General features: G+C 62.8%; 13 protein-coding genes. 5 read left to right on the top strand and 8 right to left on the bottom strand.

Annotation, left to right across the window (positions count from 1 at the left end; translation table 11 throughout):
* Positions 1-23 precede the first annotated feature (23 nt).
* From AAF358_23110 to AAF358_23090, 5 genes are all read right to left on the bottom strand, one after another.
* Positions 24-1,412, bottom strand: a complete 1,389-nt coding sequence (locus AAF358_23110; protein ID MEM7708463.1) for a DUF3999 domain-containing protein — start codon at positions 1,410-1,412, stop codon at positions 24-26.
* Positions 1,409-4,159 carry a DUF2339 domain-containing protein gene (locus AAF358_23105; GenBank protein MEM7708462.1) on the bottom strand — a complete coding sequence of 917 codons (2,751 nt, stop codon included), beginning with the start codon at positions 4,157-4,159 and terminating at the stop codon, positions 1,409-1,411. The genes AAF358_23110 and AAF358_23105 overlap by 4 nt, the downstream gene beginning before the upstream one ends.
* Before the next feature lie 164 nt (positions 4,160-4,323).
* Positions 4,324-5,478 carry a DNA alkylation repair protein gene (locus AAF358_23100; protein ID MEM7708461.1) on the bottom strand — a complete coding sequence of 385 codons (1,155 nt, stop codon included), beginning with the start codon at positions 5,476-5,478 and terminating at the stop codon, positions 4,324-4,326.
* 24 nt (positions 5,479-5,502) lie between these two features.
* Positions 5,503-6,297, bottom strand: coding sequence for an SDR family oxidoreductase (locus tag AAF358_23095; GenBank protein MEM7708460.1), 795 nt, complete (start codon positions 6,295-6,297; stop codon positions 5,503-5,505).
* Positions 6,298-6,360: 63 nt separating this feature from the next.
* On the bottom strand, positions 6,361-7,551 hold the full coding sequence (locus AAF358_23090) for a serine hydrolase domain-containing protein (protein MEM7708459.1): 1,191 nt from the start codon (positions 7,549-7,551) through the stop codon (positions 6,361-6,363).
* On the opposite strand from AAF358_23090, the gene AAF358_23085 reads away from it, so the two are divergent.
* Positions 7,532-9,007 carry a hypothetical protein gene (locus AAF358_23085; GenBank protein ID MEM7708458.1) on the top strand — a complete coding sequence of 492 codons (1,476 nt, stop codon included), beginning with the start codon at positions 7,532-7,534 and terminating at the stop codon, positions 9,005-9,007. The genes AAF358_23090 and AAF358_23085 overlap by 20 nt on opposite strands.
* A gap of 317 nt (positions 9,008-9,324) precedes the next feature.
* On the top strand, positions 9,325-13,560 hold the full coding sequence (locus AAF358_23080) for a C13 family peptidase (GenBank protein ID MEM7708457.1): 4,236 nt from the start codon (positions 9,325-9,327) through the stop codon (positions 13,558-13,560).
* A 5-nt stretch (positions 13,561-13,565) separates the two neighbouring features.
* Here AAF358_23080 and AAF358_23075 read toward each other — a convergent pair whose 3' ends face one another.
* Positions 13,566-15,080, bottom strand: a complete 1,515-nt coding sequence (locus tag AAF358_23075) for a PH domain-containing protein (protein ID MEM7708456.1) — start codon at positions 15,078-15,080, stop codon at positions 13,566-13,568.
* Positions 15,077-15,589, bottom strand: coding sequence for a PH domain-containing protein (locus tag AAF358_23070; protein MEM7708455.1), 513 nt, complete (start codon positions 15,587-15,589; stop codon positions 15,077-15,079). Before AAF358_23070 ends, AAF358_23075 begins: the two co-directional genes overlap by 4 nt.
* 132 nt (positions 15,590-15,721) lie before the next feature.
* Between AAF358_23070 and AAF358_23065 the strand changes: the two genes are divergently transcribed.
* A complete protein-coding gene (locus AAF358_23065) occupies positions 15,722-16,513 on the top strand; it encodes an SDR family oxidoreductase (protein ID MEM7708454.1) in 792 nt (263 codons plus the stop codon).
* A 17-nt stretch (positions 16,514-16,530) separates the two neighbouring features.
* On the opposite strand, the gene ilvN is transcribed toward AAF358_23065, so the two are convergent.
* A complete protein-coding gene (gene ilvN / locus AAF358_23060) occupies positions 16,531-17,052 on the bottom strand; it encodes an acetolactate synthase small subunit (GenBank protein ID MEM7708453.1) in 522 nt (173 codons plus the stop codon).
* A 117-nt stretch (positions 17,053-17,169) separates the two neighbouring features.
* Here ilvN and ilvB point away from each other — a divergent pair, with 117 nt between their 5' ends.
* Both ilvB and folD read left to right on the top strand, forming a co-directional pair.
* Positions 17,170-19,008, top strand: a complete 1,839-nt coding sequence (gene ilvB, locus AAF358_23055) for a biosynthetic-type acetolactate synthase large subunit (protein ID MEM7708452.1) — start codon at positions 17,170-17,172, stop codon at positions 19,006-19,008.
* A 29-nt stretch (positions 19,009-19,037) separates the two neighbouring features.
* Complete coding sequence (gene folD / locus AAF358_23050) at positions 19,038-19,901, top strand: bifunctional methylenetetrahydrofolate dehydrogenase/methenyltetrahydrofolate cyclohydrolase FolD (GenBank protein MEM7708451.1); 864 nt, start codon at positions 19,038-19,040, stop codon at positions 19,899-19,901.
* Positions 19,902-19,973: the final 72 nt, after the last annotated feature.

Genomic DNA, 19,973 nt, shown 5'->3' with positions numbered 1-19,973 from the left:
GGGTCTACCGCTGAGCTCACCGGCTAACCGTCCCGCAGGACGCGTACCGCCATCCAGAGCACCAGCAAAACGCCAACGATCAGCGCTGCCCACAGCGCCCAGCGCCGCCAGCTGATCACTCTTGTCTCCCTAAGGTCGGTGGGGCCGCCCAGCGCATAGCGCTCCCCAAGCCGCGCGGCCGCGGTTGGCCCATCCGCGGCCAGCCCAAGGATCGCGTTGTCTCCATAAAGGCGTTCCAGCGGAAACTGCGCCCGTTCATCTTCGGCTCGCCCCGCCACCAGCACAAAAGGCGGCTCGCCCTGAGCAAGAAACGTCAGCTGGTCGGGACGCCACCCCAGCGCCAGCCTCGGTGGTCCGCCCGGGTTTCCGCGCTCGATCAGCACCTTGAAGTGACGCGCGCGGAGCCGGTTGACGCGTGCCGGCGGATTGGTCACCGACGCATCGCCGCGGCCGAGCCGGTAGTGGGGCCCGGCGGCGACCTGCACCCAGCGCTGGCGGCGGTCCTGCCAGTAGTAGATTCGAGCGTTGACGATGGTGTTCGCCTGCGGCAGATCCAGCCGCACGCGATCGATGGTGGGGGCGCCTCCCAGGTCGAAGAGGTAGCCGCCATCTTCGTCATCGTGACCCGCAGAATCAATCTCGGTGTACCGTCGGACCGGGCTGGTGCTGTCGTCTGAAACGATTGCGGTGCTGCCGATCAGGCGCCAGCCATCGGGCAGGTCCCGCCAGCTCAGGCGGAGAAATGCCTGCTTGCCGCCGTCGAGCGGGATGCGGTTCTGCAGCACGTGGGTACCGCTTTCCCGGAGGTCCGCAACGGCGCCGGCGCCCAGCGGGCGCCAGTCCTCGAGGTTGTTGCTGCCTTCGATGGTGATGCGGCCGATAAAACCCGCCAGATCTTCGGGCCATGCAAGCTCGATGGCCTGCGGCCAGCGATCCAGGTCACGGGCATCCAGGAGATAAGCATCGAGACGCTCCGTAGGTTCGTCGGCACCGGTTTGGCCTGCGTTGAGCTCCAGCAGGGTCCCGTCGCCGTTGCGTTCGAGCCGCAGCCGAAGGTCGTCGGGCGAAGTGTCGGTCTGCTCGTAAAGGGCCAAGGCTATTAGGGCGGCACGCTGCTCAGACGCTGACGTGGTGTCCTGAGCCACCTGAAAAACCCGCGGGACCGGGAGGCCCGCCCGATTGTACACACCGGCATCCCGCAGCTCGCTGTCCGCCACGGAACGGTTGACCAGCAGCGGCAGTTCGACGGTGTAAAAGCTCGCATCGCCGTCAAGCTCGAGGGGAAACCCCCATGCATAGGCGTCCGAGGTCGGCGTCTCGGTTGGCTGGCCCTGACAGAGGCCGGAAAACAGCACGGCGACAGCGATGGCAGGCCAGACCCTTCGACGTTTCTTGGTTGTCAGGCAGTTCATGCGCTCGGGGCTTCCTCGGCTGGCTTCAGGGCCTCGCGCGGCGGCGCGGGCGCCAGGTAGCCTACCACCAGGAGGAGTCCTCCGACGGCGAGGAAAGAGACGATTCTGGCGACGGTACCGGTGTTGCCGAGGTCGACTACAAACAGCTTGAGCACCACCAGCGCCATCAAGCCGGTTCCGATGAGCCAGGTCCAGCGTTTGCCCATTTTTGCTCCCCACAACATGGCGCCAAAGCCGAGCGAAGCCCAATAGACCGACAGCGCTGCCTGGACCTGAACCGCGTTCAGGAGCGCAGCGGCGTTCCAGGTTAGGTCGAACAGATGGAAAACGCTGCGCACGATGGCCAAGGTACTGAACAGAAACGCGGTGATCGCCATCGTCGTAAACGCGATACGCCAGCGCTGCGGCTCGCTGAGCCACCCACCGTTTTGCCGGAAAGTGATCAACAGCCTGAAGGCGGTGAGCAGGCCGGCCAACGTCAGCAGATCCAGCGGGTTCAGCAGCGGCACAAACGGCAGGGGTGCTGGATCACCCGGCATCTCCAGGCTGAGAAGCCCCAGTACCAGCAGCACGCCCAGGCTCAACACGCTGGCGGCGATCAGGTAGCTGCCGCCGAACCGGCTAAAAGGCCAATGCTTGATACCGGGAGAGAACCAACGCTCGATCTTCAGCCATGAGGGTGTGCTGAGCGCCACCGTCAGACCCACCAGGGCGAGCACCGCCGCCAGCCCGGCACTCCAAGACCAGAGCATGCCAAAGTCGGCTTGCTCCATGCGCATGACCACGTCGATCAGCAGAACCAACCCGAAGAGCAGCAGCCCGAGGCCGTGCCACAGCCGCACGAGGATCCGGCCTGCAGTGCTCGCTGCCGCTGAAAAGGGCTGCAGGACCGCAAAATGCGCGGCGATCGCCACTGGCCAGGCCAGCAGGCCAAGACCCACAAAAAAGTGGCTTCCGTCCAGCAGGTAAAGCAGCGCAGTCGGTGCCAGCAGCGGCAGGTAGACCAGAGACGCAAAGCGGGCCGCGGACCAGTCCAGGCGGGTGGCTAAACGCGCCAGGGCCCAGGCACTGAGCGCCAGGAATCCCAGGATCAGGTGGCGCCGAAACCCTCTGGGTCCATGGTCCAGGATCTCCGCGAGGCCGCCGCCGCCCCAAAAGGCCAGCCCCCAGAGTAGGAGCGGAATCGCCAGCAGGCTCTGCCAGCGCCGGGGTTTGGGATCATTGGTCAGATAGCGAGCCGCAAACAGCGCTGCGCCGGCAATCAGCACAGCCCTCAGGTAGTTCCCGTTGAGCACCGGCATGCCGGCATCCCGCAACCAGCCTTCATCCAGAAAGACCGCGCCACCGGCGAACAGCAGGAGCGTCCCGCTGATCCGCGCCAGCAGGCCGTCCTGCCGCACACCCACCCACACGAGGGCTGCACCCTCGAGGGCCCAGGCGGCGGCGGTCCAGCGATCGCCCAGGGCTAGCGGAATGGCGATCGTGGCAAATGCGATGGCCAGAGCGCTGAACGACTCGGTCAAGAGCCGCAGGCTGGCGTACCCAGATCGTTTCAGGCCGATTGCAGCCAGCACGTAAAACAGCGCTGTCAGGAGTGCTGAGATGGCGAGGCCGTATTCGGTATGCCGGACCATCTCAGCCTGCATCGCAAATGCGATGACCGGCGTACCGAAAACCAGCGTGCCGTCCACCAGGCCCCGCAGTTTGGGCGGCTGACGGAGAGCAAACAGCACGGCAATGCCCTGGTAAAAAAGGAAAAACGCGACCAGGAACGGTTGGGTGCTGGTCAGCAGCGCGGGCTCGTAGGAACGGACGCCCCATGCCGCGGCAACGCCGAAGGTAAAGAAGAAGCCCAGGAGATTAAGGACGCGCCAGGACTTGTACCAGGCGACCCCAAGCACGGCGGCGTTCAGCACCAGGTAATACGAAAACAGCGCGACATGGTTGCCGGCGCCGGTAGAGATCAGGACCGGCGCCAGAAACCCGCCGGCAATGCCCAGAATCGCCAGCCCTCGGGCGTCGAGGGCAACGGCCAGTACGCCGGCGGCCGCGGTGAGGCCCACCAGCAGGGCAAACGCCAGCGGCGCGGGCAGGAGGGGGTGCAACCGGAAGGCGGCAAAGATGGTCAGGAACAGCACGCCGATGCCGCCGCCCAGCAGGCTCAGGGCGTAGACGCGAAGGCGCTGACGCAGATGCCAGCCGATGCCCAGTATGGCGAATGCGGCGGCGGCGACACCCGCGTAACGCACCTCGATGGGAACGGCCAGCATCTGCTGGTCGACCGCGTACTTCAGCAGAAACGAAACGCCAAAAAAGGACACCACTACGCCCAGCTTGACCGGCACGTTGCCGGTGGTCAGCCAGACTCTGGCGGCCTCCAGCATCTTCTGGAAAAGGTTGGGTTCGGGTGGTGCGGTGGGGGCGGCGGGAGCTGACGCCTCGATCCCGGCGGATTCATCCTCGCGTGCCTGGCTGAGGGAGGTGCGAGCATCGGCGCGCGATGCCTGATCGGTGGTTTTGCTCCACGATGACTCGGCCGGCTGCGCCGGTGCTGCGGGCGTTTCGATTACCCGAGGATCCAGCCGCGCAATCGTGGCCGCCTGTTCCTCAAGCTGTTTTTTGTTTTGGCGGTTTTGCGCCAGCAGATAACCGAGCGCGCCGCCGAGGCATAGCCCAAGCGTCTCCCGCCCCATGTCCGCAAACACGATGCCGGCAAAAGCCCCTACGATGATCCATACCCATTGCATCAAATGATTCCCTCCGCCTAGACGCGGCACGTTCAGCTCCCACTATGCCAGTATTCAAACGACCGTTTTGATTTGAGCGTCACGGTATCGCTTGACGCAACTTTGGGTGCTGTGTGGCGCCACCGCGGTGGAAAAAGCCCGCATTAATAGCGATTTTGCGGCGGTCAGGTGAGTGTCAGTTGGAAGCTCTGGCGCTCGCTGATTGTGCCGTTGACGACAAGCGAAACGAAGTGTGTTCCGGGATAAAGCGTGCGGGTGGTCATCGGACGAAACGGCAGGCGCTTCTTGAGTTCTACGGACTCACCGGCCTGCAGCTCGATGTCCTTGAGCGTAAACATTTTGGCCTTGTGGGAGCCATCGTTCTTCAGAAAATCGACCTGCAGAAAAATTTTGAGACGCTGCTTGGCGCCGGATTTAAGCGTTGCACGCCAGTGTAGCGCCCCTCCGACCGGAACCCGATCGGTGAATTCCAGGCCAGCGACGCCAAATTTTGGTCGGTCGGGATAGCCCAGGAGCTTGAGCGCACCCACGTGGTTGCCCTTGACCAGGCTGCGCAGCGCGTGGCCGGTCAGCCAGCGCATCTCTGCCGGATCGGGGTGTGGACGGCGCTGCCAGCGTTTTAGCGTCGCCAGCAAGAGGTCCGGATCCAGCTTGCTCAGATCGTTCAGGTTGTTGGCCACCGACCGCACGACGTAGCGCGTCTTGTCTCGATAAAGCTGGTCGAGCACCTGGACAACGTCTTTGGAGGGAAGCACCACCCGCATGGCCCAGGGCAGCAGCGGGCGAATGCCTTCCGAGGCGAGCCGGCGCACGTGATAGTTTGGATCCTGCGTCCAGCGCCGAACCTGGACCAGCGTCTCCTTGGGATACTTCGCCAGGAAAGGCCGGATCGCCAGCTCTGACGAAAAGCGCATGGTGGCCTCCCGAAGGAAATCCAGCGATCGGTCCAGATGCTGCTCGGTGCAGCCATGTCGCGCTACGTACTCGCCCGGCACCACCCAGATAAAGCGCCCGAAGTCGTCATCGGTCAGCTCCGGGTCGAGCGGCGGGGGCAGAGCACCACGCAAGATTTCCAGGGCCTCCGGAAACTCGCTGGGGAGCTGCTGCTCGAGCAGATCGACCAGGCAAAAGATCCGTTCTTTGAGCTCCAGCTTTGGAAAGCGGCGACCGGCCGTTCGGATCAGCTTGGGTGCGCTGAAATTTGATCCGCCGGGGCGCTCAGCGGCTGACCGTGCCACCGACTCCGCCAGCAGCCGGGTGGTCTCTCGGTTAAACAGGTCGTCTTTGAGGGAAAACCCGGTTTCCGCTTTGACGCTCATCGGCGTGGGTTTCTGACGGGACGCTTACACGTAACGGCGGCGGAGCTTTCGCATGCCGCCGACCCAGCGACCGTAGTTCTCCGCTTTGTGCTGCATGTAATGAACCACCTGCGGGTGAGTGAGGATCAGAAACGATTCGTCAGTGATCCCCTGCATGATGGCTGCGGCCGCGTCGTCTACGCTTAAGATCCCGTCGAGGTCGTTACCGGCGATGCCAGTGGGCGCCTCGTCGCCGTCTTCGTCATAGCCGATCAGCGCGGTGGCCACCGCCTGCGGGCAAACCACCGACACCTTGATTCCGTCGTCACCGTGGGAAATCGCCAGCGACTCGGCCAACCCGACGGCCGCATGTTTGGTGCTGGAGTAGGCCGCGTCTCCGATCTGACTCAGCAGGCCGGCGGCGGACGCCACGTTGATCAAATAGCCATCACCACGCTCAACCATGCCCGGAATCAGGCGACGTGCCGAGTAAACGTGGGCCATCACGTTGACCGACCAGCACCGCTCCCAGACCGCGTTGGGCTGTGACGCAATATTTTTTGAATCCGGCGGCAGCTCGCCGACGCCGGCGTTGCTGACGAAAAGGTCGATCGGTCCGTGGGCCTGTTCAACCTCATCGATCAGCGCAACAACCTGACTTTCGTCGGCCACGTTGACCTCATGCCCGCTGCCGCCGATCTCGGCCGCCAGCGCCTGCGCTCCCGCGCCGTCGAGATCCGCAACCGCCACATGGCAGGCGCCGGCCTGATGTAAAGCTCGGCAAAGCGCCCGTCCAATCCCCCGGCTGCCGCCGGTCACTACCGCTGTCTTATTCTGCATATCCATTGCGTCAGTTTACCGCAGCCCGCCGCTCATCGGCGGTCACCAACCCGACTATTTCGTTCAAGCTCGAGCCCGGCGTCTCCGGATCCAGGCTCGACCCAGCAGCACGCCGATCAGCAGCAGCGTCACCAGAATTCCGGCGCCGATCAGATAGATCGGCGTCAGGTCCGGGCCGGTCAGCAGGTAAAAGGTCAGCTCGTTGCCGAGCTGCTCGCCGTACTCAGAATTGGTAAAGAGTACAAAGCCCCAATCTTTCTTGGGGTCCACCGCAAAGTAGGAGGTAAAGCCGTAGTTGTTGCCGCCGTGCAGGTAGATATTGGTGAACGGCAGGCGCGGCTTGAAGAAGCCCAGCGTGTAGTCCACCTTGATGCCGTTGTATTCATCGACAAACGAATGCACGGCGTACAGCTCGCGAAAGCTGCTGGGCCGTAACCCTTTATCGTCCATGAGGGCGATCAGCCAGCGGGAAAAGTCCTGAGCCTCCGAATGAACCGAGGCGGGTGCCACAAACCGAAAACGCACGGACCGGTCATAGTCCCTTTCCGGACTGATCCACTCGCCGTTCTCATCATACGGCTCCGCCTTGTGGGTTTTGCTGTAGTCGTCCTGGATGAAGACCGTGTGCTGCAGCCCCAGCGGCTGGGCCACGAGCTCCTGAAAGCGGGCCTCCAGGCCTTCCCAGTCGGTTTGGTCAATTTCCTTGAGCACCATCGCCAGGTACTGATAACCCTCGCCTGAGTAGAAGTAGTCGGTGCCGGGATCAAACTGGATCAGCAGCTTCTTTTCCGGCAGGTCTCCCCGCCAATTGGGAAAACCGGTCCGGTGACTCAGCACCATGCGCGCGGTGATCTGCTTGTATCGCTCGTCGTAGGCGATGTCCGGGTAGGGCAGGTAGGTATAGAGCGGCGTGTCGAGATCCAGCTTGCCCGCTTCCACATAGGTCATCACAAAATAGGCGAAGAGCGGCTTGGACAGAGAAGCGGCTTCGAAGATGGTTTCGTCATCGACCGCAACCTCATGCTGGACGTTGGCGAAGCCAAAGGTCCGATGGTGTATCACCTGTCCCTGGTTGATGAACGCGATTGACATACCGGGAATGTCGAGGCGCTCCATCTCGGAGGTGAGGTGCGCATCCAGTACCTCGGTCGGGATCGACAGGCCTAGATAGCTATTGACCGCGCGTGGGTCTCCACCGCACCCCGCGATCGCAAGGGTCAGCAGCAGGGCTGTCGTGGACGTCAGTCTCGTCATGCCGATGGTTTTCTCCTGGGTCTCAGACGGTACGCCGCTACTAGACAATCATTCGAATGCTTATGGAACCCCTCATCAGTCATGGGTGCTGCAACGAATTGTCGCCGCCGCAGGTCCATGGCGTATGAAGCGCATGATGTCCCTCTTCCTGCTGACCGGTCTGCTGACGGTCTGGCCCGGCCATGCCTTCGCGATCGAGCGATACCATCAACTGGCTGAGCTGTGGGGTCTGGAGCCGATTGAATCGGTAGAGCTTGTAGAAGATGACGTCGAGCTACGGTTCTGGACCTCGGGTTTTGGACCCAAGGGATACGTGCTCTCCAGACGGGGCGGACGCTGGACTGCGCTCCATCTTGGAGAAGACAATCATTCGATCGTCGAAGCGCTATTCGGGTATCGGGCGGCGCGGGTCGAGCCACTGTGCAATATGGATACCGTGTTCGCTCAGCTTGAGGCGCTTGGCGTTCGCACGCTTGCGCCTGCAAAACACAATCCCAGATGCGAGGCGCACCCAGACCAACCGTGCTCTGACCAAATCACCATAGGCGGCGGGTCCACTTACGTTGAGCTGAAGACCGCCCAAGGTCTCATCAGTCAAAGCTACTCCACGCCAGGTCTTCCGGTCTTCGCGAATAAGAGTGACGATCCGATGGTCTATCCATCGTATCGTGTTGAGCGTATGCATCGCCTTCTGGGTCACGTGCTAGGCGGGCAGCGCGTTACCGGCTTCGAGTACCACAGCGAACCCCTTTCTCTCCCCGCGATGGTGCTAACGCGTGCGACCTACATGCCGGGTGTAACGGCGACTCTCATTCATGAATACGCTTCAGATGAATCGGGTGGAACACTGCATTACGACGTCCAGTATTTTCAAGAGTTTCCGCAGGGCTTTTACGCGTGGGAAGACGAGGAGAGCGACTCGACCGTCGAGATGAACTGGAGCGGTTTCCGACGAGTTCTCGTAGGGCATGGAACTGAGGCGTTTCGCCTTGTGCGGGAAGAGAATCAACTTTGGGCAGCGCTAGAGACTGAGACCGCGGCTACGACGCTCACGCACGAACTTGCGATTAAGCAGGTAACCAATTTTCGCGATCTCACCTTCCTTGACCTAACGAGCGGCTTCGAACGAAATCTAAACGAACAGAATCGGACCAACGTATGCAGGCGCGCCGAGCCGCTGCAGCCGGCTGAATCCGTCAACCCGATCACGGAGGTCGTCGTGAACTCCACACCAACGGACAGTAAAGGTTGGTTCGTAGTACCTCCCGTGTTGGAATCTTTGAAGCTGCTTAATGTTACGCACGATCGAAAAGGCCACTTGCTGGGGGTAAGGGGCCTCAACATATATGTACCCAATCAGCGACTAGCCGTGACCCAGCGGGTTATTGCACCGATTCAAGGCAGCGACAAAGAGCTGCTCCTCCTGGAGCCTCTCCCGGTACCTCCAGGTCGATAACGAAGACCCTTCAATCGACGTAGCCTGTCGCGACGCGATCCGCAGCAAAACAACGATCTCGAAAGGCGCGACGCTACGCCGAATGACCCGATTTGGATCTGCACAACGCCAAGATAGCGGGGACGCGTTGGGAAACGGGTTCGTGCAACCACAGGTCAAAGCGCTGCAACGAGAGGGTCGGCACACTGCGTTGGTTTCTGACACACTTGAGTAATGAGTTATGCGGTGCCAGTCGGAAACGGCGGGCGCCGCCGTTGCCATACAGATCCAGGAAGAACTGAATGACGTTAGATCGATTTTGCAGGCTCTTGACCGGGATGAGGTCAGGACTCCTGTTGCTCCTTATCGCGCCGGCCCTGTGGGCCGGCACGACGCTACCGACCTTTGACCTGCTTTGGCCCAGCCAGCCCCGCCCGTACTTTTTTCAGACCAACTTTGCGACGGGGCCAAACTCGGTGGCGCTGGATGATCAGGGGTTCGTCTATGTTTCGGACCCTATCGCCAGCCAGATCCAGAAATACTCGAGTGACGGCGTGCTGGTCAGCAATATCGATTCTCCCGACCTTTTCAGCCCTCACGGAGTTGCCGTCGACAGCCAGGGCAACGTCATCGTGACCGATCGATCGGTTGGCTACGTCATCAAGTTCAGTCCTGACGGCGAGCAGCTGGCGCGAGTCGGGGGCTTGAGCGGCGGCGACGGGGAGTTCACGCCCCGCTGTATCCCCTGTGGATCGCGGCTCCAGGGTCCGTTTCAGCTCGCTGTCGATGACGCCGACAACTACTACGTGCTGGACCCGCCAGGCTATCGGGTCGTGAAGTTCAACAGCGATCTGCAGTTTGTCGCCAACTTCGGAGCCGAGGGGACCGGTCCGGGCCAATTCACCGAGCTGGGGCCCATTGGAATTGCCCAGCTAAACGGCGAGATTTTTGTTTCGTCGTTCAACACCGAGCTGATCAACGTCTTTTCGACTGAGGGCACCTTCGTGCGCGCGATCGACGGTCTGGGCAGCGGTCTCAACACCATCGTCAGGCCGGAAGGGCTTGGGCTGGATGGCGAAGGTAACCTGCTGGTCACCGCCGCTTCGCGTGTCGTTCGTATCGATGCGGCGGGCAACCAGCTGCTGGAGTTTGGTACCTTCGATAACAACGATGCCTCCCTCGGACCCGGGGAACTCGCGGGTCCTCGCCAGGCGCTTGCCGGCAGCAACGGAACGGCTTACGTGGTCGATCGCTATGGCATCACGCGGTGGGGCCGGGACAACGGCGAGTTCCTCTCGCGCTGGAGCGACGCCGGCGAGGAGCTGGGTAAGTTTGCGTCCCCGGACTCCATGGCGATCAGCAGCAGCGGCGATGTCTATGTCGCGGGCGCATTCAACAGGCGGATTCAGGTCTTTGATGCCGACGGAATCTTCCTGCGATCTTTCGCCCCCGTGAGGCCGGGGGAGAGCGAGACGGGCTTTCTGGGCGGCATGGCCATCGCGTCGGAGGGCAGCGTGGTAATCGTCACTTTTAATCAGGACGAGATTATTCGGCGCTTCAGCGCGAACGGCGGATTCCTGAACGGCTGGGGCAGGCGGACGCAGGAGCTGTCGGAAGCCGGCGTCGACGGGATTTTCGGCAACGCGGTTTCCATCGCCATTGGCCCGGATGATCTGGTTTACGTCGGTGACGAGCAGGTTCCGACAATCCAGGTCTTCGAGCTCGACGGCACTTTTGTTGGGGCGATCAGCGACACGTCGAGTGCTCAGCCACCGATCTTTTATGATGCCGTCACGGTGGCGCCTGACGGTACCGTGTTGGCCGCTTTTCTCAGGCAGCTGCAGCGGTTTACGCCGGAAGGTCAGCTGCTGGCTGAGTACGCGTTGACGGAGCGGACCTTTTCGCTGGCGGTCGACGACAGCGGGCGGATTTACGCCGGCGACACGCAGGTAGAGGTGCTGGCGGCGGACGGCACGCCGCTCGGCGTGATGGCGGAAGGGGGCGTGCTGCCAGGGCAGGTCAACACCGTGCGAGGTCTTGCCATCGGCAGCGGTCAGCGGGTCTATGCGCTTGAGCGTTCCAACAATCGGATGCAGCGTTTCCGCCCCGGAGTTTCTGCGGGCAACACCAAAGCGATTGTGGTCACCGGCGGTGGACCCTATCCCGGCAACGCGCTCTGGGATGCCACCCAGGTCAACGCCAACTTTGTCTACCGCACGCTGGTCAGCCAGGGGTTTCAGAAGGACACCATCCAGTATCTGTCGGCCGACACGGATCTGGACCTGGATCAGAACGGCGTCGCGGACGACGTCGATAGCGACGCGACCAACGCGTCGTTCGAGGCAGCGATCACCGGCAGCTTTGCGGACGACGCGGACAACCTGCTGATCTACATGGTGGACCACGGCGGCGTCGACACGTTTCGCATGAGCGGATCGGAGGTACTCCAATCGGCGACCCTGGACGGCTGGCTCAGCGCCTGGCAGGCCACCCATCCCGATGGGGAGCTGACGGTGATCTACGACGCCTGTGAATCCGGATCGTTTATGGACGAGCTGGCCGACACCAACCGTTTGGTGATCACGAGCGCCAGTCCCGGCGAAAGCGCCTACTTTGTGTCGGGCGGCACGATGTCCTTTTCGAACCAGTTCTGGACCCAGGTCTTCAACGGCGAGGATATCGGTGAGGCGTTTACCGTCGCCCGTGACTCAACGTTCGACTCATTCCCGACCCAGAACGCCCTGATCGACAGCGACGGAGACGGTGACGTCAACGAGCCCGAAGACCTGCAGATCGCCACAACCCGAATTATTGGGCGCGGGTTGTCTAACGCGGTGGACCGTCCGGTGCTAGGCACCGTGACCGCTCCGGCTGTCCTGAGCTCCGGGAATACGGCGGAGATCTCGGTGAGTAACGTGTTCGACAGCAACGGGATCGCGCGCGTCTGGTCGGTGGTTCGCCCGCCGGGCTTTCAGCCGGGATCTTCGGACAACCCCGTAGCGGAGCTCCCGCTGGTCGAGTTTGTGCCGACCGACAGCAACGGCACCTACGGCGCCACGCCGTCGCTGTTCAACAGCCCGGGCACCTACGAGCTGGCGGTGTATGCCGAGGACGAGGAGGGTAATGTCGGGGTTCCGCGTCTCGCCTCGATCACCGTTGACGACCCCTCGCGACGACGCGCGGTGCTGATTGTGGGCACCCGGGCCGACGGCAGCCGGCGTCGACCTTTCGAGCGCAACGGCAACCTGGCCCAGGCGGCGCTGCGCCAGCAGGGTTACGGCTCGGACGGCAGTCGCTGTCGCGCGACAGACTGCGATGACATCTTCTACCTGTCGCCGGTTGCGTCGTTCGGCACCGATGGGCTGTCGACCCTGGCGAACGTTGAGGAAGCCATCACGGCGTGGGGCACCGACGGGGTGTCCGATCTCACCGTCTACCTGGTCGGCGCGCAGAACAACGGTGAGTTCGTGCTGAACGACACCGAAACGCTCAGCGCGCAGACGCTTGAGGGTTGGCTGGATGAGGTTGAGGCGAGCAACGGGGGGCAACTCACCGTCGTGTATGACGGTAGCAACGCCGGTGCGTTCCTGCCGGTGCTTGCCAGCAACGCGACGAATCCCCGGATTGTCATCACCAGTACCGACGCTGGCGAAGAGGCGGTGTTCCGGCGTCGCGGGAGGCTGGCCTACTCGCGGTTCTTCTGGACTTCCCAGCTCAACGGCGCCAACGTGCGCCGGTCGCATCAGCTGGCGCGCAGCGCGGTACGTTTCTCTGGCGAGGGGCAAAACGCGCAGCTGGACGACCAGGGCAACGCGGCTGGCAACGAGCTGTTCGACGGGGCACTCGCCCGGTTCTATGCGCTGGGCCGAGGCATTTTGTTGGCTGGTGACGAGCCCGTCATCGGCGGCGTTGCGGTCGCCTCTGCGCTCACCGCGGACTTCGAGCCGATCACCGCCAGCGGCGTGACCACAACCGGCCGCATCGACGAAGTATTTGCGGTGATCACGCGGCCCGACGGGCAGGCGGTGCTCGAGCCCATGACGCCCTCCGGCGATGACTTCCAGGCCGCCAGCGTTGGGCTGTGCGCCGGCGCCGGGAGCTACGAGATCTCGGTGTTTGCTGCCGACGACGAGGGAAAAACTTCGCAGGCCAGCAGTGCGTCAGCCACGCGCAGCACGCCCTGTGCGGACACCAGTTTTGATTTGGTTGTGCAGGATGTCGAGGTGCCCGCGACGGTGCTCGCGGCAGACGCCGAAGCTGAGACAATCATCCGCGCCACCAACGTGGGTCCTGCGACGATCGCGGACAGCACGATTCGCGTTTACCTCTCTGAGGACTCGACGTTCGATGGGTCTGATCCAGAGCTGGCCGCGGCGCAGGTCGATAACCTGTTTTCTTTTGCCGAAGCGGAAGCGGAGTTTGTGGTTCCGCTGCCGACGAGTGAATCGGTTCGATTCCTGATCGCCTGCATCGATCCGGTTGGCGGTGAAGCGGACATGGACAACAACTGTGCAGCGCCGGCGCGGATCAAGATTGCGACGGAAGACCTCGTTTTCTCCGGCAGCTTCGAATAAGTGGCCTAGAACCAGGGACGCGTCGAGGACTCGACGTGATAAAGCGCTAGATCCGCGAAGCGCTGCGCGTCGGCGAGCGTCAGGTGAGGAATGGTGATGGTGTGTGAAGCCAGGTGCACATTGAGGGTAGCCAGCGAGCGCTTGCGCTGACCCGGGCTTTGACAGACGTCGACCCGCTGAACCTTGAACAGCGAGAAGACCGCCGTATGGGTGCCGATAAAGCCGCTACGAAGATAACCGGTGGCGCCGATGATGCTAGCGCCAAACTTGCTGCTGCGTTGCCGAATGCAGAAGACGGCGAGTGTCAGCCCAAGCAGGGGAACAATCGCCGCATAAAAGCCCACCGCAAACGAAAGCCCGAGCGTGATGCCGCCCACCGGCGCGAGCCAGTACCAGAGGCTGCGTTTCAAGTGGTAGGCCCGGTTGATGCCGGTAAAAGCAGGCTGTTCGGCCGGAGTGTCGGGCAGAAATTCTTTTGTGACCGGCACCACCTCATCGGGGCTGAGCGCGGGCACCAGGAAGGCCGGGGTTGAGGCGGGCATGCCGCTGCTGTTGACCTCCTGTCCTGCGCTCACCAGACGCAGCTGAAGATTGGTGATGCGCAGCAACCGCGCGATCGCGTTTTGCTTCCACACCGCGGCCTGCACCTTGCTCCCTTTCAGCGTCTGCTGCTGCCGGCTCACCAGCCCGCTGCTGCGCCGGAAGCTGCCGCCATCAGCGATAAGCTGATAGTTGGCGTAGCGCCAGAGCGCGCCGATGATGGAGAACAGCGCCAGCAGCACCGGCACGGCGAGTACTCCGAGGGCAAGCAGCAGCCCGCGGGCCGGTCCGCCGGTTTCCAGCAGGGTGCCCATGCGCAGCCGCTCGAGGACAAACTGTCCGGCGGTTTCCCAGGCCTCTTCGCCCAGCGCACCGGCCAGGACACCAAAAGCCACCGCAACCCAAAGCAGGCCGTTGGCGGTTAACCCATAGCGCACAATCTGCCGGTTGCTGCGTTCGAGCAGAACCGGCGCATCCGTCGGTGCGCCCGCGGCCGTTTCGCTTGCCGGATCGGGTGTCTTGGGCTGAAAACTGAGCAGCGTGTTGCGGATCTGGTTGGCCAGATCAACCCCGATCCCCGCCAGCGCAATCTCTTTCTGGGCGCTGCCCGCGGTATCGAGTTTGAGCACCGCCAGGCCAAAAGGCCGAACGTAAAAGGGCTCATCGATGGACGTATCCTGGACCCGGTCAAAATCGATGTTGAGCTGTTCTCGCTGAATCACCCCGCGGCGCACCAGGACCTGGGAGTCGGTCAGCTGATAGCGGAATCGCAGGTACGACAATACCGCCCAGACCGCCCCAACCGCCGCCAGCACGGCGAACCAGACGGCAGCCCACACCTTCATGCCGTCGCTGGCCGTGGCGTACCAGGCGACCGCCGGCGCCAGCATGGCGAACCCGTCGGTCACCAGGAACTTCAGCGCCTTGGTCAGGAAAAACACCACCGCAACCGGCGATGTTCGCCGCCAGGTGCCCGTCACCGGTGCTGCTGCATCACATGGTCGCGCAAGGAGCGCGCATGCTCCTGGCTCAGGCCGTCGATCTGCAGATCGACGGCCGCACCCCCGGCGGTGTAGAACTTGAGCGACGCCAGGCCGAACTTGCGCTGCAGCGGCCCGCTGGATAGCTCGATGTGCTGAACGCGATTTCGCGGCAGCAGCACGAGCTTGCGCCACCACAGGCCGCTGCGAAAAACGATGTCGTGATCGCGCAGCGCCATGCGTTTGGCCGCTGCCATCTTCACCGCCAGGATCGTGAACAGCGCGCTCGCGGTGGCGATGATGACGGGCAGCAGCAGGAGCCGGGTCTTGACCTCCGGCGGTTTGGCGACGATCACCGATGGAATAAAGCTGATCAAAAGCAGCACGCCCCAAATCAGGAGGCTCTGGGTCAGCACCTCTTTTTGATAGCGCGGATCCAGTGGCTTGAGATCGATGATGCGCGCGCTCGGAAGCGCGTCGATGTCCAGCGCCAGATTGGCAAATGTCATAGCAAGCGGGAGTCGAAGAAAGTGCTAATTTAGCACCCTTAGCGTGCTTCCCGTGAGTGAACAAAGTCTCCCTCCTTGCATCTCGAGCGTCAGTGCCGGACGATGCCGGCTTTGACTCAAGGCGCGAGTACCATGGCGAACCCAACAGGCAAAAACGTTCTGATTTCCGGCGGCACTAGCGGCATCAATCTCGGCATCGCCAAGGTTCTGGCGGCCGGCGGGGCCAACGTGGCGGTCTTTGGGCGTGATCCGGAAAAAGCTGCGGCAGCGGCATCAGCGATCGACGCAGAGGGCAGCGGGCAGACGCTGGGGCTGGCTGCCGACGTTCGAGACTACGACGCGGTTGCCGAGCTCGTTCGGCAGACCGCTGAGCAGCTGGGCCCGCTCGATCTGGTGGTCGCCGGCGCTGCCGGTAACTTCCCGGCTCCGGTCATCGACATCAAGCCGAAAGGATTCAAAGCGGTGGTCGACATCGACCTGCTCGGGACGTACCACGTTTTCTGGGCCGCTTTCGAGCACCTTCGCAAGCCGGGCGCGAGCCTGGTTGCCATCACTGCGCCGCAGGCCGAGGTGCCGATGGCGTTTCAGGCGCACGTATGTGCCGCCAAGGCCGGCGTCAATATGCTGGTCAAATGCCTGGCGCTGGAATGGGGTGCCGCCGGCGTTCGGGTCAACGCCGTGTCACCTGGCCCGATCGACGGCACCGAGGGCATGAGTCGCCTGGCGCCCACCCAAGCACTGCGAGACAAGTATCAGGCGGCCACCGCCCTGAAACGGTTTGGGCAGCCCGAGGACATCGGCCGCTTTATTCAGTTTCTGATGTCTGAAGAAGCCGCTTACGCCACCGGCGGCATCTATCCGGTTGACGGGGGCATGCAGCTTGGTGACGCCACACAGGACTGCCTGACGTCAATGAGAAAGTAGGGGTCTCGGTAACGCCCCTAGCCGGTCAGGCGGCGGTTCACATCGTAAGAAGAGAGTGAAACGATGCCGCGGGAAACCGCGACGCTGCCGCTTCGCGCGACCGCCGCGATCTCGCCCACATCCTTGGCTGTTTCCACGAGTTTTTTGAGATCTGCCGGGCTGCCGATCACCTGCATCGTGAAGCTTTCCGGCTCGGCGTCGAGGACCGTCGCGCCATACTCGCTCGCCAGCGCTTGAGCGCGGGCGACACCGCCGATGCCGAGCCGCAGCTTGAGGATGAGCATCTCGCTTTCGTAGTGCTCCCCGAGGGTCATGTCGTGGATGTTGACCACGTCGACGAGCTTGCCGATCTGGTTGGTGATCTGGCCGATAGCGTGGTCGGAACCGGTGACCACCATCGTCAGCCGGGACACCCCCGGATCGTCGGTTGGGGCCACATTGAGCGTCTCGATGTTGTAGCCCCGCGTTGAGAACAGACCGGTGAAGCGCGTGAGCGCGCCCACCTCGTTTTGCATCAGAACCGAAATGACGTGTCGCATGGCGCGATGGTGGCCGACCCGCCGGCCAAATGCAACGTTCAAAGCCCCCGGTAAGTCGTTGCATTGGCAGGGACTTTGGCGGACACTCCGGGGATTGGGAAGCAGTAAGCAAACGCTATGAGAATTGCCGAGGAAAACGCCAGTCAGCGGAGTCACCCGAAGGCCGGAGTCGCCATGTCCGGCGCCGACGTGGTCGTGCAGGTGATGGCCGACGAGGGCGTGGGCACCATTTTCGGCTATTCCGGCGGCGCCATCCTGCCGACCTACGACGCGGTGTTCCGCCACAACGAGGCCAGTCCGGAGCAGCCGATGCCGCTGATCGTGCCGGCTAATGAACAGGGCGCCGGCTTTATGGCCGCCGGCTACTCCCGGGCCAGCGGTCGAGTGGGTGTGGCTATGGTTACATCGGGACCGGGTGCCACCAACATGGTGACACCGGTGCGCGACTGCACAGCCGACTCGATTCCGATTGTGGTGATCTGCGGCCAGGTTCCGACGGCCGCTATCGGCACCGATGCATTTCAAGAGGCGCCGATCGCCGCCGTGATGGGCGCGGTGGCCAAACACGTGTTCCTGGTGACTGACCCAAACCGGCTGGAGCAGACCATGCGCACGGCGTTTGAACTGGCACGGACCGGTCGACCCGGGCCAGTGGTGGTCGATCTGCCGAAAGACATTCAGAACGCCACCTGCGAGTTTTCCGGGCAGGGGACGTTACCGCTACCCGGATACCGCCACCGACTGCAGGCCGTGATGAACAACCGCCTCGGACCGTCAGACTGCGAGCGTTTTTTCCGCATGCTCAGCGAAGCGGAACGGCCGCTGCTGTATGTCGGCGGCGGCGCGATCAACGGTCACGCCGTTGAGGCGCTGCGGAGCTTCATCGACGCGTTTCACGTGCCAGCGTGCACCACGCTGATGGGGATCGGAGCGGTGGATACGACCAGCGAGCTGTCGCTCCACATGCTGGGTATGCACGGGATGGCTTACGCCAACTATGCGGTCGAGGACTGCGATTTCCTGATCTGCGTCGGCGCGCGCTTCGACGATCGGGTTGCCGGCGTGCCGAACCGGTTTGCGCCCAACGCCACCTGCATCGCCCATTTCGACGTGGACGTCTCGGAGATCGGCAAGGTTAAAGGGGTCCAGTGGCACCAGGTCGGTAACCTGAAACAGGATCTGGCCGACCTCGTCGACTACGGAGAGCGCGTCGGCTTCGACAAGGACTTTGGCGTCTGGCACGGCGAGCTCGCTGAGCTGAAGAAAAGGCACGGCCTGAACTACGACCGCGACAGTGACAAGGTTCAGCCCTATGCGGTCATCGAGGCGATCAATCGGATCACCGCGGGCAATGCGATTATCTCCACCGGCGTAGGCCAGCATCAGATGTGGGCCGCTCAATATTTTGATTTCTGCGAGCCGCGCCTGTGGCTGACCTCGGGCAGCATGGGCACGATGGGCTTTGGGCTGCCGGCTGCCATCGGCGCTCAGTTTGCGCTGCCCGACGCGCTGGTCATCGACATCGACGGTGACGGCAGCATGCGAATGAACCTCGGCGAGCTGGAGACCGCCACGACGTACGATCTGCCGGTCAAGGTGGTGGTGCTCAACAACTACGGCGACGGCATGGTTCGGCAATGGCAAAAGATGTACTTCAAGGGCCGCATGGCCGGTAGCGACAAGTCGCTTCATCGCAAAGATTTTGTCCTTGCTGCTGAGGCTGACGGCTTCGGCTTCGCTCGTCGGCTCGATGACCCGGCAGAGGTGGACGCGGTGGTCGCCGAGTTCCTCGCCTTCGAGGGGCCGGCTTTTCTGGAGGTCATCATCGATCCGGATGCCGGCGTTTATCCGATGGTCGGACCCGGTCAGTCCTATGATCAGATGATCACCGGGGACTACATTGAGGGCCGCACCGCGCGGCTGGAAGAAAAGCTCGATCCGAGCGAGATGTTTTAAGTTCGAAGCCAGACCTCAAGGAATCCGCCATGACCGAAAAAATTGACGGCAAAGCGTTTGCCGGGCAGCTCTGTGAGCGCCTGGCGCAGGAGGTTGCCGCGCTCAAAGCTGAGCGTGGCGTCACGCCCTGTATCGCCGTCGTGCTGGTTGGAGAAGATCCGGCCAGCCAGGTTTACGTGCGCAACAAGATTGCCCGCTGCGCTGAGGTCGGTATCGAGTCTCGAGAGCACCGCCTGACGGCCGACACTTCGCAGGAAGCGCTGCTGGAGCTGCTGGCGACGCTGAACGGTGATGCGGGCGTTCACGGCATCTTGGTGCAGCTCCCGCTGCCGTCACAGATCGACGAAACGGCGGTGATCGACGCTATTTCTCCGGCCAAAGACGTCGACGGATTCCACCTCCAAAATGCTGGCGCGCTGGCGGTGGGCCAGCGGCGCATGGTGCCCTGCACGCCGCTGGGTTCGCTGATGCTGCTGGAGGACCGGCTCGGCGACTTGAGCGGGCTCCACGCGGTGGTTGTGGGGCGCTCCAACATCGTGGGTAAACCCATGGCTCAGCTGCTGCTCGGCGCCAACTGCACGGTGACGATCGCGCACTCGCGCACGCGAGATCTGGCCGCGGTCTGTCGTCAGGCCGATATCCTGGTGGCCGCTGTCGGCCGGCCGCGGATGATTCAGGGCGACTGGATCAAGCCGGGTGCTACGGTTATCGACGTCGGCATCAACCGGATCGAAGAAGACGGCAAGAAGCGCCTGGTCGGAGACGTGGACTACGCGGCGGCGCAGGGTGTCGCCGCGGCGATCACGCCGGTGCCCGGCGGAGTCGGTCCGATGACCATCGCCTGCCTGCTGCACAACACCGTTACGGCCGCCAAAAACGCGTCGACTGCCTGACGCGCGGGGCAGCTAGCCTGACATCCAAAGGCCGCGGCGATCCAGCACGGTAGCGCCGCTCGGCGGCCCGCC

The sequence above is a fragment of the Pseudomonadota bacterium genome (assembly GCA_039033415.1).
Taxonomy (GTDB): Bacteria; Pseudomonadota; Gammaproteobacteria; order Xanthomonadales; family SZUA-38; genus JANQOZ01.
This window is presented reverse-complemented; position numbering and strand designations above follow the sequence as displayed.